Raw genomic sequence first — 14,252 nt, 5'->3', positions numbered from 1 at the left:
GCGGGGGGAGAGGTCGGATCGCATCGAAGATGCGATCCGACACCGCTGTCGCTGTTCGACCTGATCTCGTCACGCACCTAAGACGCGGCGGCCTTGACCTTGTCACGCAAGGTGAAGCGGTCGCCGTCGCGGACCAGCGACACGTTGCGCTGGTGGAAGGCGTCGAGCGTCGCGCGGTGGCCGATCGAGACCACCGTGGTGTCGGGCAGCTTCTCGGCGATCAGTCGATAGAGCGCGGCTTCCGACGGCTCGTCGAGCGAGGCCGTCGCCTCGTCCAGGAACAGGAATTGCGGCGCATGCAACAGCGCGCGGGCGATGCCGAGCCGCTGTTGCTCGCCGAGCGACAGCATCCGGTTCCAGTGCGCCTCTTCCTGGAGCCGCGCCGCGAGCTGCGGCAGTCCGACGGCGGTGAGGACCTCGCGGACCCGTCCCGCATCGTAGTTCGCAGCCTGGCCCGGATAGACCACCGCGTCATGCAGCGAGCCGATCGGCAGATAGGGACGTTGCGGCAGCATCATCAGGCTGGCGTTGGCGGGGACCTGGACCGCGCCGCGGCCGAACGGCCAGATGCCGGCCACCGCGCGGAACAGCGTGGACTTGCCGGCGCCGGAGGGACCGGTGACAAGGGTGCGTTCATTGTCGCGAAGGCTGAAGCCGTCAGCCGCGAGCAACGGCTTGCCGTCCGGCAGGGTGACCAGGAGATCGTCGAGATCGATCGTGTTGCCGGCTGCGGGCTTGACGTGGATGATGTCCTGCCGCTGCGCGAGCGCATCGCCACCGCGGATCGAGTTCTCGAAGCCGTCAAGACGCGCGACCACCGCTTGCCATTCGGCCAGCGTCCGGTAGGCCGTGATGAAGAACGACAGTGAATCCTGGACGCTGCTGAAGGCGGAAGCGGTCTGCATCATACCGCCGAGCTGGATCTTGTTGGCAAAATAGGCCGGTGCGATCAACACATAGGGGAAGATCACGGCGGCCTGCGAATAGGTCGCGGTGAACGCGGTCAGCTTCTTGGTTCGTTGCATGATGTCGAGCCAGTTTCCGACCACGAAACCGAAGCGATCGAGCAATCGCGTGCGCTCGGCCGGTTCACCGTGCAGCAGTGCGATCTGCTCGGCGTTCTCGCGGGTACGCACCAGGTTGAAGCGGAAATCGGCTTCGAACCGCTGCTGCCGGAAGTTGAGGTCGACCAGCGGCCTGCCGATCAGATGGGTCAGGACCGTTCCGAGGATCGCGTAGATCAGCGCGCCCAGCACCAGATAGCCGGGAATCGCGAGATCCTTGCCGAACAGATGCAGCGGCGCCTGATTGGAAAGGCCCCACAGGATGACCACGAAGGAAGCAAGCGTCACCACGGCGCTCAGCAATCCAATCCCGAGCGCCAGGGTCTGTTCGACGAAGCGCTGGGTGTCGTCGGCGATACGCTGGTCGGGGTTATCAGCGGCGTCGCCGAGCAACTGCATGCGATAGTGGTTGGCATCCTGCAGCCAGCCGCCGAGATAACGCGTGGTCATCCAGCGCCGCCAGCGGATCTGCAGCCACTGATTGAGATAGAGCTGGTAGACCTTCAGGCCGATCCAGAACGCCGCGAGCACGCAGAAATAGCCGATCTGATAGGTGAAGACGGCCTGATCACGCTCCTGCAGCGCGTTGTAGAAAACATTGTTCCAGCGGTTGAACAGCACGGTCAGAAAGACGGTGGCGAGCTCGATGATCACCACCGCGGCCAGAAGTCCGCGGCCTGCCCATTTGTCGTCGGAGTTGAAATAGGGCGAGGCGATGCGCCACACCGTCGCGAGCGTCGAGCGAATGTTGTTCACAGATTATCGTCTCCGGGGAAGCGGCCGCAACGGCCTGAAGAATCGGGACAATCGGCGTGATCCTCGACTAAAGTCGTAGGTCTGGCATGCAAGCGTTGGCTTGTCCCGGCGATCGAGTCAACCCTAGCATGACGACAACGGCGAGGGGCGGGGGACCTTCGATTTTTCGCGAGGATGTGAGCGATCCTTACCGATCGTTCATTCGCGAACCGGGGCTGCAATTCTTCCGACGGACTCCCGCAATCGCGCCAGCGCGCCAGCCTGCACCGAGGCCGGGGCGCTGCATAAGAATGTGGGAAGGACCCCGAGATGAGCACCTGGAATCAAATCTACAATCCGCTGGGCAATGCCGGACTGTCGACGATCGCGGCCGCCATTCCCGTGGTCACGCTGCTGGTGCTGATCGCCAGCGGCAGGGTGAAGGCGCATATCGCGGCGATCGTCGCCGTGATCGTGACCAACCTGATCACGATCTTCGTGTTCACGATGCCGGCCGGCATGTCGATCCGCGCGTCGATCCTCGGCATCGTCACCGGGTTCTTTCCGATCGGCTGGATCGTGCTCAACGTCATCTTCCTCTACCAGGTCACGGTGAGGTGCGGGAAGTTCGAACTGCTCAAGCGCGCGGTCGGCGGCGTCACCGAGGATCGCCGCCTGCAGTTGCTCCTGATCGCGTTCTCGTTCGGCGCCTTCTTCGAGGGCGCCTCGGGCTTCGGCACGCCGGTCGCCATCACCGGTGCGGTGCTGATCGGGCTCGGCTTCTCGCCGCTCGCAGCCTCCGGCCTGTCGCTGATCGCCAACACCGCGCCGGTCGCCTTCGGCGCGCTCGGCACGCCGATCCAGGGCCTCGCCTCGGTCACCGGGCTCGATCCCTACCTCCTCGGCGCCATGGTCGGCCGGCAGCTGCCGCTGTTCTCGCTGATCGTGCCGTTCTGGGTGGTGTGGGCGTTCGCGGGCTGGCGCGGCATGAAGGAGGTGTGGCCGGCGATCCTGGTCACCGGTGTGTCGTTTGCGGTCCCGCAATTCGTGATCTCGAACTACATCAATCCCTGGATCGTCGATATCGGCGCCTCGCTGATCTCGATGGGCGCGCTGATCCTGTTCCTCAAGGTCTGGCAGCCGCGTCAGCTCTGGCTGTCGCCCGCGCTGCGCGGCCGCGATGAATCGGCGGCGACGATGGCGGCCGCCAAGCCGCTCGACAAGACGCCGCTGACCCAGGGCGAATTGTGGAGCGCGCTGCTGCCGTGGATCATCGTCTGCGTCCTGATGCTGATCTGGGGCAACGGCGCCTTCAAGGCCTGGGCGAATGCCAACTTCGTCTGGAACTATCCGGTCCCCGAGCTCGACAAGCTGATCTTCAAGGTGCCGCCGGTGGTGGCCAAGCCGACGCCGGAAGGTGCGGTGTTCGGCTTCACCTATTTGTCGTTCACCGGCACCGGATTGCTGATCGCCGCGATCATCTCGGGTCTCCTGATGGGCTTCTCACCGCTCAAGCTGATCGCCGAATATGGCCGCACCATCCGCCTGTGCGCGATCTCGCTGATCACGATCTCGGCGATGCTGGCGATCGGCACGCTGACCCGGCTCTCCGGCGTCGACGCCACCCTCGGTCTCGCCTTCGCCGCGACCGGCGTGCTCTACCCGTTCTTCGGCACCCTGCTTGGCTGGCTCGGCGTGGCGCTGACCGGATCGGACACCTCGTCCAACATCCTGTTCGGCAATCTGCAGAAGATCACCTCCGAGCAGCTCGGCCTGCCGCCGATCCTGATGGCGGCGGCGAACTCCTCGGGCGGCGTGATGGGCAAGATGATCGACGCGCAATCGATCGTGGTCGCCTCCACCGCGACCAACTGGTACGGCCACGAGGGTTCGATCCTGCGCTACGTGTTCCTGCACTCGATCGTGCTGGCGTGCCTGGTCGGTCTGTTCGTGACCCTGCAGGCCTATGTCTACCCGTTCACGGCGATGGTTCTGAAATAACGAGGCGAGGCGTCGCCCAAACGGAGATCCCCGCGGGCGCGAGCCCGCGGGGATTTTGCTCTTCAAGCGCCTTTTCTCGCCCCGCCATTCTGGCCAATCGCAGCCTCGTCCCATACAAGGGCGGCGTCGCAATTGCTGGGAATGGCATGATCTCGATGAAGCGGATTCTGAACGGCGGCATGGCCGCGTTGGCGCTGGTTGCAACGGCTCTTGGCGCCGCGCCTGTGCAGGCCCAGGAAGAATTCCCGTTCGGCTTCGTGATGACGCTCGATGTCGCGCGCATGCCGGGCTCCAAGCGGATTCCCTCGATCGAGGTCGGCGACAATGGCGAGGTGATCCTCGAGCTGTGGTGCGACGGCGGCAAGGGCCAGTTCTCGGTTGCCGGCAACACCATCGTGTTCGTTCCCGGCGCGATGGAGAACCGCAGCTGCACGCCGGATCGGGCGCAGGCCGACAAGGATCTGCTCACCGCGCTCGGCGACACGACGAGCTGGCGCCGGCAGGGTGATCAGGTCACGTTCGTCGGAAGCAAGCAGCTGCGCTTCGTGATCAACAGCAACTAGGGCATGATCCGGAAAAGTGTGAAGCGGTTTTCCGAAAAGATCATGCCCAAGCAAGACCCGCATCGGGCGGGCGCTCAGGGCGTCGCGACCAATCCGCTTGCGGTGGCAACGATCCAGCGATTGCCCCAGCGCACGATGGAATCGACCCGGCCGAGGCCAGGGACGACGTCGCCGCGTGCGGCCATCTTGACGCCCTCCGGTCCCTCGAGCACGGCAGTGCCGTCGCGGACTTCGACCACCGACCATCCGGGAATCGTGCTCGGCCGCGTCTCTGGGGCTGTTGCCGCGGGCTGCTTCGGCCCCAGCGCCATGGCTTGCGCGTTCAGCGTCGTCGGCGCGGCACCGAGCACCTGCGGGCGCGGATTGGCAACGGATTTGGGAATGCTGCCGGTGACGGCGGGGTCGGCGTTGGACGCGGTCCGGCGCGGGTTCTCGCTCTTTCGGCTCGGTGGCGCCTCCGCGACGTGCGGGACAGGCGCCTCCTTCTGGGCCACCGGGACCGCGGCGGGGCCTGCGAAGTCATGCCAGTTGGCGCCGCCGGTCCATCCCAGCACGAAGCTTGCGGCGAGCGCGGTCGCTGCCAGCAGCGCGGTGCCGATCCGGTCGGCGAACGGCTCCCGCAGCAGCAAAGCGGCGTCGTGATTTTCGCCTGAGACGTCCCAGAGGTCCGCCGTCTGCGCCGGCGAATGACCCTCCGTCACATCCGTTGGCCAGATGCTCCCAGGACTGATCGGCTCGCGGTCTTGCATGGCGTGACCCGTGTTCGGTGACGCAAAGGATGATCCCCGAAACTAAATCGAGCCTTAATTTTCGGTGACCGAACTGCGGCAGCACGGAGACTTTTGGTCGCAGGCCCCGTAATTTGACGGAGCGGCGAGCGCGGCCGACAATCGCGCCGACGAGCATGCATTGGGCCAGAGATGCACAAGCCTGACATCAGCATCGCCCCCGAAGACCCGCGGCAGCCCGCGGTGCGGCAGCTGATCGATCTGTCGAACGCCCACATGCAGGCGCTGTATCCGCCTGATAGCAATCATCTCGCTCCTGTCGAGACGCTTGCCGCCCCGGACACCGTCTTCCTCGTCGCGCGGCGCGATGGCGAGGTGCTCGGGTCGATCGCGTTCCGCCTCGTCACGCCCGGTCATGCCGAGATGAAGCGGATGTTCGTGCGTGCCGACGCGCGCGGGCACGGGCTCGGCCGCCGCCTGCTCGACGCACTGGAAGACGCCGCGCGCAGCCGGCAGATCGCGCGCATCAGCCCGGAGACCGGAATCCGGCAGCCGGAAGCGATCGGGCTCTATCGCGCCGCCGGCTACCAGGATTGCCCGCCGTTCGCCGACTACGCGCCCGATCCGCTCAGCCTGTTCATGACCAAGCAACTCTAACTCCCAGCGGTCGTTTCCGGACGCCGTCTCCGCAAAGCGGGTCGTCGCGGCGCGCGGGCGTGGCTATAGCGGTTGCATGCTCGATTTCGCCGCACAGTATGCAGCCTTTCAGCGCCGCGATCCGGCCTGGGACGGCGTCGTGTTCGTCGCGGTCCGGACGACGGGCGTGTATTGCCGCCCGGTGTGCCGGGCGCGCACGCCGCTCGCCCGCAATGTGCGGTTCTACGGCAGCGCGGCGTCGGCCGAGCGCGCCGGCTACCGGCCCTGCCTGCGCTGCCGTCCCGAGGCGGCGCCGTTCTGCCCGGCATGGAAAGGCACCAGGACCACCGTCGAGCGCGCGCTGGCGCTGATCGAAGCGGGCGCACTCGACCGCGGCAATGTCGAAGCGCTGGCCGATCGGCTCGGCATCGGCGCGCGGCATCTGTCGCGGCTGTTCGCCGAGCACCTCGATGCCTCGCCGCTGCAGGTCGCGCTCTCGCTGCGCGTGCAGCGTGCCAAGCGCCTGATCGACGAGAGCGATCTTCCGCTCTCTCTGGTGGCGCAGCGCGCCGGCTTCTCCAGCGCAAGACGCATGAACGCCGCATTCGGAAAACTCTACGGCCGCTCGCCCGCGTCGCTGCGACGGAAGCGGCCGCCAATCATCACGATGCAATGCGCCTGAAGGAGATCAGCAATGGCCAGGAGCTACGGCACCGTCAGTGCCGAACAGAAACTCAAGATGACCGGCCTCGAATTCGTCCAGGGGCTCGCTTCTGGCGCGTTGCCGCTCAACACCATCGCGCGGACGCTCGGCTATGACGTCGCCGAGGCCGAGCATGGCCGCGTCGTCGTCACGCTGCTGCCGACGGATGCGCACCTCAATCCGGCCGGCACCGTGCATGGCGGGCTCACCGCCACGCTGCTCGACAGCTGCATGGGACTTGCGGTGCAGTCGACGCTCGATGCCGGAACGAGCCAGACCACGCTCGAATTCAAGATATCGCTGGTGCGGCCGATCACGCCCGACACCGGTCCGATCCGCGCCGAGGGCCAGGTGCTCAATTGCGGTCGCCGTATCGGCACCGCGGAGGGCAGGGTCACCGACGAGAAGGGGCGGCTGCTCGCACATGGCACGACGACGTGCCTGATCTTTCCGGCTTGATGCACAATTATTGCGGAGAGGCTGCGCCGGCATCGCATCGGGAGATGCGAAGCCGGCGCAGCAACATTGGAATGCCTCCAGCGAGCCTATGGCTTGGAGACCTTCAAGTTCACCGCGCCGGTCGATTGCGTTACCCGAACGCGCAGTAAGCGCGTTCGGGTAGTCATGATGCGATCGTCGATGCAGTCACGCCGCAGAGCCGCGTTCAGCGCGGGCCTTCCGGATATCCCGGCATGTTGTTCCAGCCGGCGGGCAGTTCGCCGCCCGGACGCGCCGCGGTGGCGGCATGTTCGGGCAAGCGGATAAGGCCGAGCTGAAGCATGGCGGTGATCGCATCTTCCTGTCCGAGCTCTTCGGCGATCCGTCCGTCCTGCACCCGCAGCACGGTCGTGCCGGCGAATGTCATCTTGCGTCCGGAGGCCGCAGGCAGCGAGCCGAGCCGGAAGTCGCCGAACGCCGGTCCGGTGTGGGTGCCGCCGCCTTCCCAGCGGCCGACCACGAGGTTGCCTTCCGCGACGAGATCGCCGACGCCCCGGAAATTGAGATCCGGAAACGCCTCGCGAAACTCGGTCATGAACTTCATGACCGCGGCGCGGCCCTTCTTCGGTTCGTGCATCGGGTAGTGCACGACAATGTCGGATGTGGCGAGCTCGTTGATGATGCGCGGATTCCAGGGGTTGCCCCAGAACTCCTTGAACCACCGGGCTACGGTGGTCTTGTTTTCCTCTGACATCGGATTGTCTCCCTTCGCGCGGAGCCGGTATCGCGGCCGGCGTTGTCTCGATGCGCGCAGTAGGCAGTCGAAGACGCGTGGCGAGCCACCCGATTCCAGATCGGACATGCGCTCACAGTTCAGACAGGATTCCGCTTGGCCGATTTGGCGCTTGGCGCAGTGTCCCTGACGTCGTCGATCAATCGGGAAACGGGTGGTCCGCAACAGGCCAACGCGCAATCGTTGCACGCAGCATGGAGGAGAACATCATGCGCAAATTTCATTCGATCGCCGCGCTGTGCGGCGACGGACTTCGGCCCGAGCTGCAAGCGCTGTTCGAGCGCCTTGCGATCGACCCTCGCTCTGAACTGTTCGTCAGAGATGACGGGATGCTTCAGTCCGGTCCGGACCCTGCTCCCGAGGCGGCGCACGACAACGTCGTGCCGTTGAAGCGCAGGACGGCCTGAATTCCCGAGCGCGCCGACTTCAGCGCCACACCGACTTGTCGGCGTCCCAGCGCTGGCCTTTGAGCTCCTTGAGCAGCGCGTCGATCGCGCCGTTGTCGTCCTTGGCCTCGCTGCCTTCCTCGTCGCTGCTGGAATCGTCGGACAGATTGAGCTTGGCGCCGGCGCTGTCGTCCGACGTCGAGACGGTCGGGCTCGAGAGCCACAGCATCAGCTTGTCGGAGCTGCCGGGCTTGTCGGGCGAGACGAGGGCGGTGACCTCGTAATTCTGGGTGAGACCGAGCGCAGGGTAGATCGCGCTCGGCCGCTTCAGCACCAGCTTGAGCTTGCCGGTATTCGCGTTCCATGTCGCCGAGGCGGGCTTTGCCGCAAGCGTCCTCGCCAGCACGCCCGCGATCGCGGTTGCGAGCTTGTCCTTGTTGATCTTGTCGCCATCGCGCCAGTCCGCGGCGGCGAAGCGGATGGTGCGGTCCATCTCGACCACGCCGCTGGTCCAGCCGGCCGCCGTCACGCCGGGCGCTGATTTCGCCTTGGCAAGCAGCGCGCTGGCGTGCTCGGGATCGACGGTGAGGTTGAGGGTCTGCTCGCCGGAGCGCATCGCATCGCAGGTCACCGCGAGGCTGGAGGTGCCGATCTCGACGGCCTCGCCCTTCAGGCTCTTGAGAAAATCCGCCGCCGCATCGAGCTTCACCCGCACCCCGATCGATTCCGGCGAGACGTCGGTGAAGTCCTTCGGCTGCGGCGTGATGCCGTCCTCGGTGGCCTGGTTGTCCTGGAATTCCTTCTCGCTGAGATCGGAATTGTCCGTCGAGGCGACCTCGGTCACGGTCTGGCCGATCGTGATCTGGCCGCGGAACTCAAAGCTGTCGCCGGTCTGCTTGCGGTTCAGCTTGACGGTGATCGGCTGCTTGTCGGCGACGCTCTGGGTGGTACCGGACAGCGTCTGGCCGCTGACGGTAAGGTTGGCGACGAAGCGGTCCTTGCGGTCCGAGCCCTTGTCGGCGGGATAGCAGACGTCGAGCACGGCCGCGGTCACGGTCTTGCCCTGGCGGGTTTCCTTGAGCACGACGTCGGCATTGCCGTCCATCAGGCCGTCGATCGCGGTGAAATAGCGCGTCTCGGGGCCGCCCGTCGGCGCAGCCTTCGTTTGCAGCTTCATCTGGGCGAGAGCAGGCGCCGAGGCGACGGCAAGACCGAGCAGCAGGAGCGGGAGCGCGCGCATACGATGAGTCCTCGAAGGGCAGAATCGGTTCCGTCGTAACTAGCAAACCTCCGTCTCATTGGCCAAAAAAGAAGGCCGCCTAACGGCGGCGCTTCCAGAATCGCCCTCATGCGCGGTCGTCAGGTTCCTGGCTGCTCTCCAGCCTGCCGCGCAGCGTGCTGACGACGCGACTGGTGGATTCGAGGTCCTTCATCGACAGCCCGTCGGAAAGGCCGTTCACCCAGGGCAGCTGCAGGCGCATCGCCGCGTCGAAGCTTTGCTGCCCCTTCTCGGTCAGCACGACGAGCTGGGCGCGGCGATGATGCGGGTTGGTCTCGAATGTGACGAGCCCGTCCCGTTGCAGGTCATTGACGATCCGCTGCACGTTCTGTCTGGCAGCGCCGAGGTCGCGCGCCAGCCACGCGACCGGTTGCGGGCGCTCAGTGGTGACGATGGCGCCGAGGATCTGCCAGCGCGCGCTGGTCAGGCCAAGTCCGGCCACCATCCGGTCGCCGGCGGTGAACAGCAGGCTGTTGAGCCTGAACAGGTCGAGAATCAGGTCGCTCAGGGCTTCGCCGGCCGGGGTTCGCTTGGTCTGCGGCATTTGTCACCATATGTTGATATTGACATGATGATGTCAAATATCATATGTATCCATCTGATCGAAATGACATCATAGCACCATATCAATGGAGCCAGCCATGCCGCAGATGCGCCCCCTCGACCCCGCATTCCCGATCGACCGCCAGCTCGCGGTCGATGCCACCAACATCGTGCTCGTCAACGTCTTCACGCTTGATGCGGCCGACGAGGACACCTTTCTGAAAGCCTGGCAGGCCGACGCCGCCATTATGAAGCGGCAGCCCGGCTTCATCTCGACCCAGCTGCATCGCGCGCTCGGCGACAGCCCCGCCTATCTGAATTATGCGGTGTGGGAGTCGACCGCGGCCTTCCGGGCCGCCTTCGCGAACCCCGAATTCAGGGCCAAGCTTTCGGCCTATCCGGCCTCGGCGGTGGCGTCGCCGCATCTGTTCCAGAAGGTGGCGGTGGCTGACATCTGCGTGGCTTGAAGCGCGATAGATACGGTGCAGCGAAAGCGAACATTGGACGTCGCGTCAAACGCTCAGCTGTGCACCAGCATGCCGACACCGAGCGTGGCAGCGGCAGCCAGAAACGATATGTCCAGAAACCGCAGCGGCGCTTTTGGACGACGGCCGGCCGAACCGGACATGACGTAATAGAGGCAATAGCCCGCGCCGAGTACGACAAACGTCAACGTCTGCTTGATCCAGAACGTCAGGACGACCGCAAGATCATCGGTGCTGTCCAGGGCATAGGCGCCCAGCGCGAGTACCGCGCCGATCGCGTAGAACAGCACCAGCGTTGACGTCAGGGATTTGGCGTCGCGGGACATGAGATGATCCTTACAGCTCCATCGTAATCAAACCGCAAAAAAGAAGGCCGCCCGGAGGCGGCCTTCGATCTCGATGCGGATGTGACGAGGGCTTAGAAGCCGCCCATGCCGCCCATGCCGCCCATGCCGCCCATGCCGCCCATTCCACCCATGCCGCCGCCGCCCGGCATCGCCGGCGCTGCGTCCTTGGGCAGTTCGGCGACCATGGCTTCGGTGGTCACCAGCAGGCCGGCCACCGAGGAGGCGTCCTGCAGCGCAGTGCGCACCACCTTGGCGGGGTCGATGATGCCCTTGTCGACCATGTCGACATAGTCCTCGGTCTGGGCGTCGAAGCCGAAGGTCTCCGACTTGTTCTCGAGGATCTTGCCGACCACGATCGAGCCCTCGACACCGGCGTTCTCCGAGATCTGGCGAACCGGAGCTTCGAGCGCCTTGAGCACGATGTTGATGCCGGCCTGGACGTCGGCATTCGGGTTGGTGAGACGGCCGACCGCCTTCTTGGCGCGCAGCAGCGCCACGCCGCCGCCGGGCACGATGCCTTCCTGCACCGCGGCGCGGGTCGCGTTCAGCGCGTCCTCGACACGGTCCTTCTTCTCCTTGACCTCGACCTCGGTCGCACCGCCGACCTTGATGACGGCAACGCCGCCGGCGAGCTTGGCGAGGCGCTCCTGCAGCTTCTCACGGTCGTAGTCCGAGGTGGTTTCCTCGATCTGCGCCTTGATCTGGCCGACGCGGGCGTCGATGTCCTTCTTCTTGCCGGCGCCCTTGACGATCGTGGTGTTCTCCTTGTCGATCACGATCTTGCCGGCGCGGCCCAGCATGTTGACCGTGACGTTCTCGAGCTTCATGCCGAGGTCGTCGGAGATCAGCTGACCGCCGGTCAGGATCGCGATGTCCTCCAGCATCGCCTTGCGGCGATCGCCGAAGCCCGGCGCCTTGACGGCGGCGACCTTGAGACCGCCGCGCAGGCGGTTGACCACCAGCGTCGCCAGCGCCTCGCCCTCGACGTCCTCGGCGAGGATCAGGAGCGGGCGGCCCGACTGCACCACGGCTTCCAGCACCGGCAGCATGGACTGCAGGCCCGTCAGCTTCTTCTCGTGCAGCAGGATGTAGGCATCCTCGAGCTCGGCGGTCATCTTCTCGGCGTTGGTGATGAAGTAGGGGCTGAGATAGCCGCGGTCGAACTTCATGCCCTCGACGATGTCGACCTCGGTCTCGAGCGACTTGTTTTCCTCGACGGTGATGACGCCCTCGTTGCCGACCTTCTGCATCGCCTGCGCGATCATCTTGCCGATCGCGGCATCGCCATTGGCCGAGATGGTGCCGACCTGGGCGACTTCGGCGGAGGAGGCGACCGGCTTGGCGCGCTTCTCGATGTCCTTGATCACGGCGGCGACCGCGGTGTCGATGCCGCGCTTGAGGTCCATCGGGTTCATGCCGGCGGCGACCGACTTGGCGCCCTCGCGGACGATGGCCTGCGCCAGCACGGTCGCGGTGGTGGTGCCGTCGCCGGCGGTGTCGTTGGTCTTGGAAGCGACCTCGCGCAGCATCTGCGCGCCCATGTTCTCGAACTTGTCGTCGAGCTCGATCTCCTTGGCGACGGTGACGCCGTCCTTGGTGATGCGGGGAGCGCCGAAGCTCTTCTCGATGACGACGTTGCGGCCCTTCGGGCCGAGCGTCACCTTCACGGCATTGGCGAGCACGTCGACACCGCGCAGCATGCGGTCGCGAGCGTCTCCGGCGAATTTTACGTCCTTGGCAGCCATTGATTTGAACTCCTGGAATGTCTGTGAATTGCTTGCCGTCTGTTGATGCTCGTCATCGCCGGGCTTGACCCGGCGATCCATCGTTTTGGTAAGATTCTTCGGAAGCGTGATGGATGCCCGGGTCAAGCCCGGGCATGACAGCTGAGGGCGCGGCGGCCCTTGGAGTTCCTGGCGCTTACGCCAGCACGCCCATGATGTCGGACTCCTTCATGATCAGGAGCTCCTGGTTGTCGAGCTTGACCTCGGTGCCGGACCACTTGCCGAACAGCACGCGGTCGCCGACCTTGAGGTCGATCGGGATCAGCTTGCCGGCCTCGTCGCGGCCACCCGGGCCGACGGCGACGATCTCGCCCTGGGACGGCTTCTCCTTGGCCGAGTCCGGAATGATGATGCCGCCCTTGGATTTCTCCTCGGCATCGATACGCTTGACCACGACGCGGTCATGCAGTGGGCGGAAGGTGGATTTAGCCATGACGTTCCCTCTTGGAGGCTCGGTTTCAGGTCCGGTTCATCGAGACCGGCGTTGAATGCCGGTCCGGTCGGCGCCAGGCAGGACGCCCGGCGCATTTAGCAATCGTGGTGCGAGAGTGCTAATTGTGCGCCGGGAAATATGGCTTGGCGCAGTTTCTGTCAAGCAAACGGGTTAAGGCATTGGTGAGGCCAATATAGGATGGTGGACCGGAAACCAAATCGTAGCGATGACGTAATTTTGTCAGACGTCATTGCTCCGTCTTAAGTTTTACGCTTGGCTGCATGACGGGTGCGGCCGGGAGATAGTTCGGGGGATGCATATGATCAGGTCACTCAACGCGCGATTGGTCGCACGGTTCGCGGCTGTCTCGGCGCTGACGACACTTTTGGGGGCGTGCGGCAGCATGAGCCTGCCGTCGTTGTCGTCGAACCACGAGCCGGGGCCGGCCGAACCGGGAGTGGCCCCGGAGATGCCGGCGAGCATCCGCCCCGACGAGATCGTCGGCCGCTGGGGCCTCGCCTCGTTCCAGAATCCCGCCGACCGTGCCCGCACCGAGGCCGCTGCACGCGGCCAGTGCAAGCAGCCTTACGTGATCGGCGCCGGCCAGAACGGCGGCGTCATCATGCATCTGGCCGACCAGGCCACCCCGCAGGAACTGCGGCTGAAGGGTTCCCCGAGCGGCAAGAACTATATCGGCCCGCCCGGACCTGTGCCCGGCGAACAGGACCGCGAGATCATCTCGTTCGACGGCCGGGTCTTGATCACCCGCTTCGTCGACAAGGACGCGGCCACCCGCTACGGCAACATGGTCTACGTCCGCTGCGCGCCGAAGGCGTGACGCGGCTGGCACGTCATTCGGGATCGATGCGAAGCATCGAACCTCGGGTGCGCAATTGCGCACCGGGGAATCCCGATGTCATGGCCTCAACGTAAGTCAAAACAAGAACCGCCGGCCCCGCAGGCCGGCGATTTCGTCTGTTCCTGAACGGACCCAGGACACGAACCTTGCCGTGTGCGCGCGGGGGGCGTGACTCGCAAAGACCTGCTCTATCGCCGGACCCCAACCCGATTGACGCCACCGTTCAGGTTGCCGCCCGCGTTATGACGGACAGCAGCCCGCGCCACCGGACGAGGCCTTAGCACCACGCCTGCCCTCGCCACGCAACCGTGCGGATAGCCGACATACTGGCAGTAGATGACCGCCTTGGCCGGTGCCGGATTGAGCGCGACACCTGCTGCCCCCAACAGGAGGCTGGCCACGATCCCCGTAACCGTCACCGACTTGGTCGAAAGAATGTTCGTCCGATGCATGGTGATCCTCTCCATCGCAAGCG

General features: G+C 65.2%; 17 protein-coding genes. 8 read left to right on the top strand and 9 right to left on the bottom strand.

Features of this window, described 5'->3' with window-relative positions:
- Window positions 1-77: 77 nt before the first annotated feature.
- Complete coding sequence (locus ACE10Z_RS38225; protein WP_375785301.1) at window positions 78-1,820, bottom strand: ABC transporter ATP-binding protein/permease; 1,743 nt, start codon at window positions 1,818-1,820, stop codon at window positions 78-80.
- A gap of 309 nt (window positions 1,821-2,129) precedes the next feature.
- Between ACE10Z_RS38225 and ACE10Z_RS38220 the strand changes: the two genes are divergently transcribed.
- Together ACE10Z_RS38220 and ACE10Z_RS38215 are read left to right on the top strand one after the other, a co-directional pair.
- Window positions 2,130-3,800 (top strand): L-lactate permease, encoded by a 1,671-nt coding sequence (locus tag ACE10Z_RS38220; RefSeq protein ID WP_375785300.1) that lies wholly within the window; start codon window positions 2,130-2,132, stop codon window positions 3,798-3,800.
- Between the two features lie 146 nt (window positions 3,801-3,946).
- On the top strand, window positions 3,947-4,363 hold the full coding sequence (locus ACE10Z_RS38215) for an META domain-containing protein (RefSeq protein WP_375785299.1): 417 nt from the start codon (window positions 3,947-3,949) through the stop codon (window positions 4,361-4,363).
- A 74-nt stretch (window positions 4,364-4,437) separates the two neighbouring features.
- On the opposite strand, the gene ACE10Z_RS38210 is transcribed toward ACE10Z_RS38215, so the two are convergent.
- A complete protein-coding gene (locus ACE10Z_RS38210; RefSeq protein WP_375785298.1) occupies window positions 4,438-5,064 on the bottom strand; it encodes a hypothetical protein in 627 nt (208 codons plus the stop codon).
- 219 nt (window positions 5,065-5,283) lie between these two features.
- Here ACE10Z_RS38210 and ACE10Z_RS38205 point away from each other — a divergent pair, with 219 nt between their 5' ends.
- From ACE10Z_RS38205 to ACE10Z_RS38195, 3 genes are all read left to right on the top strand, one after another.
- Window positions 5,284-5,748: a GNAT family N-acetyltransferase gene (locus ACE10Z_RS38205; RefSeq protein ID WP_375785297.1), complete on the top strand. Its 465-nt coding sequence runs from the start codon at window positions 5,284-5,286 to the stop codon at window positions 5,746-5,748.
- 76 nt (window positions 5,749-5,824) lie between these two features.
- Window positions 5,825-6,409, top strand: a complete 585-nt coding sequence (locus ACE10Z_RS38200) for a bifunctional transcriptional activator/DNA repair enzyme AdaA (RefSeq protein ID WP_375785296.1) — start codon at window positions 5,825-5,827, stop codon at window positions 6,407-6,409.
- Between the two features lie 12 nt (window positions 6,410-6,421).
- Window positions 6,422-6,889 (top strand): PaaI family thioesterase, encoded by a 468-nt coding sequence (locus ACE10Z_RS38195; protein ID WP_375785295.1) that lies wholly within the window; start codon window positions 6,422-6,424, stop codon window positions 6,887-6,889.
- A gap of 205 nt (window positions 6,890-7,094) precedes the next feature.
- Here the strand turns inward: ACE10Z_RS38195 and ACE10Z_RS38190 are convergent, their stop codons facing one another.
- Window positions 7,095-7,622, bottom strand: coding sequence for an ester cyclase (locus ACE10Z_RS38190; RefSeq protein ID WP_375785294.1), 528 nt, complete (start codon window positions 7,620-7,622; stop codon window positions 7,095-7,097).
- Window positions 7,623-7,870: 248 nt separating this feature from the next.
- On the opposite strand from ACE10Z_RS38190, the gene ACE10Z_RS38185 reads away from it, so the two are divergent.
- Window positions 7,871-8,068 (top strand): hypothetical protein, encoded by a 198-nt coding sequence (locus ACE10Z_RS38185; protein ID WP_375785293.1) that lies wholly within the window; start codon window positions 7,871-7,873, stop codon window positions 8,066-8,068.
- 19 nt (window positions 8,069-8,087) lie between these two features.
- Here ACE10Z_RS38185 and ACE10Z_RS38180 read toward each other — a convergent pair whose 3' ends face one another.
- On the bottom strand, window positions 8,088-9,287 hold the full coding sequence (locus tag ACE10Z_RS38180; protein WP_375785292.1) for a hypothetical protein: 1,200 nt from the start codon (window positions 9,285-9,287) through the stop codon (window positions 8,088-8,090).
- Between the two features lie 106 nt (window positions 9,288-9,393).
- Entirely contained in the window at window positions 9,394-9,870 is a 477-nt protein-coding gene (locus ACE10Z_RS38175; RefSeq protein ID WP_375785291.1) for a MarR family winged helix-turn-helix transcriptional regulator, read from the bottom strand.
- Between the two features lie 97 nt (window positions 9,871-9,967).
- On the opposite strand from ACE10Z_RS38175, the gene ACE10Z_RS38170 reads away from it, so the two are divergent.
- Window positions 9,968-10,336: an antibiotic biosynthesis monooxygenase family protein gene (locus tag ACE10Z_RS38170; RefSeq protein ID WP_375785290.1), complete on the top strand. Its 369-nt coding sequence runs from the start codon at window positions 9,968-9,970 to the stop codon at window positions 10,334-10,336.
- A 53-nt stretch (window positions 10,337-10,389) separates the two neighbouring features.
- Here the strand turns inward: ACE10Z_RS38170 and ACE10Z_RS38165 are convergent, their stop codons facing one another.
- The 3 genes from ACE10Z_RS38165 to ACE10Z_RS38155 form a co-directional block, all read right to left on the bottom strand.
- A complete protein-coding gene (locus ACE10Z_RS38165) occupies window positions 10,390-10,680 on the bottom strand; it encodes a hypothetical protein (RefSeq protein ID WP_375785289.1) in 291 nt (96 codons plus the stop codon).
- 92 nt (window positions 10,681-10,772) lie between these two features.
- Complete coding sequence (gene groL, locus ACE10Z_RS38160; RefSeq protein WP_375785288.1) at window positions 10,773-12,446, bottom strand: chaperonin GroEL; 1,674 nt, start codon at window positions 12,444-12,446, stop codon at window positions 10,773-10,775.
- Window positions 12,447-12,621: 175 nt separating this feature from the next.
- The gene (locus ACE10Z_RS38155) at window positions 12,622-12,918 is read right to left on the bottom strand and encodes a co-chaperone GroES (protein ID WP_018269780.1); all 297 of its coding nucleotides are present in this window, start codon (window positions 12,916-12,918) and stop codon (window positions 12,622-12,624) included.
- A 319-nt stretch (window positions 12,919-13,237) separates the two neighbouring features.
- Between ACE10Z_RS38155 and ACE10Z_RS38150 the strand changes: the two genes are divergently transcribed.
- Window positions 13,238-13,756, top strand: a complete 519-nt coding sequence (locus ACE10Z_RS38150) for a hypothetical protein (RefSeq protein ID WP_375785287.1) — start codon at window positions 13,238-13,240, stop codon at window positions 13,754-13,756.
- A 209-nt stretch (window positions 13,757-13,965) separates the two neighbouring features.
- Here the strand turns inward: ACE10Z_RS38150 and ACE10Z_RS38145 are convergent, their stop codons facing one another.
- Window positions 13,966-14,229 (bottom strand): hypothetical protein, encoded by a 264-nt coding sequence (locus tag ACE10Z_RS38145; RefSeq protein ID WP_375785286.1) that lies wholly within the window; start codon window positions 14,227-14,229, stop codon window positions 13,966-13,968.
- Between the last annotated feature and the right edge of the window lie 23 nt (window positions 14,230-14,252).

The sequence above is a fragment of the Bradyrhizobium sp. Pha-3 genome (assembly GCF_042258615.1).
In the GTDB taxonomy this organism is placed as follows: Bacteria; Pseudomonadota; Alphaproteobacteria; order Rhizobiales; family Xanthobacteraceae; genus Bradyrhizobium.
The sequence above is the reverse complement of the archived record's forward strand: the minus strand, read 5'-3'. Positions and strand labels throughout refer to the sequence as shown.

What these genes read in the sequence shown, in the direction of transcription:
- ACE10Z_RS38220 (WP_375785300.1), top strand. Translation starts at nt 2,130, where the DNA reads ATGAGCACCTGGAATCAAATCTACAATCCGCTGGGCAATGCCGGACTG.
- ACE10Z_RS38215 (WP_375785299.1), top strand. Translation starts at nt 3,947, where the DNA reads ATGATCTCGATGAAGCGGATTCTGAACGGCGGCATGGCCGCGTTGGCG.
- ACE10Z_RS38205 (WP_375785297.1), top strand. Translation starts at nt 5,284, where the DNA reads ATGCACAAGCCTGACATCAGCATCGCCCCCGAAGACCCGCGGCAGCCC.
- ACE10Z_RS38200 (WP_375785296.1), top strand. Translation starts at nt 5,825, where the DNA reads ATGCTCGATTTCGCCGCACAGTATGCAGCCTTTCAGCGCCGCGATCCG.
- ACE10Z_RS38195 (WP_375785295.1), top strand. Translation starts at nt 6,422, where the DNA reads ATGGCCAGGAGCTACGGCACCGTCAGTGCCGAACAGAAACTCAAGATG.
- ACE10Z_RS38190 (WP_375785294.1), bottom strand. Translation starts at nt 7,622, where the DNA reads ATGTCAGAGGAAAACAAGACCACCGTAGCCCGGTGGTTCAAGGAGTTC.
- ACE10Z_RS38185 (WP_375785293.1), top strand. Translation starts at nt 7,871, where the DNA reads ATGCGCAAATTTCATTCGATCGCCGCGCTGTGCGGCGACGGACTTCGG.
- ACE10Z_RS38180 (WP_375785292.1), bottom strand. Translation starts at nt 9,287, where the DNA reads ATGCGCGCGCTCCCGCTCCTGCTGCTCGGTCTTGCCGTCGCCTCGGCG.
- ACE10Z_RS38175 (WP_375785291.1), bottom strand. Translation starts at nt 9,870, where the DNA reads ATGCCGCAGACCAAGCGAACCCCGGCCGGCGAAGCCCTGAGCGACCTG.
- ACE10Z_RS38170 (WP_375785290.1), top strand. Translation starts at nt 9,968, where the DNA reads ATGCCGCAGATGCGCCCCCTCGACCCCGCATTCCCGATCGACCGCCAG.
- ACE10Z_RS38165 (WP_375785289.1), bottom strand. Translation starts at nt 10,680, where the DNA reads ATGTCCCGCGACGCCAAATCCCTGACGTCAACGCTGGTGCTGTTCTAC.
- groL (WP_375785288.1), bottom strand. Translation starts at nt 12,446, where the DNA reads ATGGCTGCCAAGGACGTAAAATTCGCCGGAGACGCTCGCGACCGCATG.
- ACE10Z_RS38155 (WP_018269780.1), bottom strand. Translation starts at nt 12,918, where the DNA reads ATGGCTAAATCCACCTTCCGCCCACTGCATGACCGCGTCGTGGTCAAG.
- ACE10Z_RS38150 (WP_375785287.1), top strand. Translation starts at nt 13,238, where the DNA reads ATGATCAGGTCACTCAACGCGCGATTGGTCGCACGGTTCGCGGCTGTC.
- ACE10Z_RS38145 (WP_375785286.1), bottom strand. Translation starts at nt 14,229, where the DNA reads ATGCATCGGACGAACATTCTTTCGACCAAGTCGGTGACGGTTACGGGG.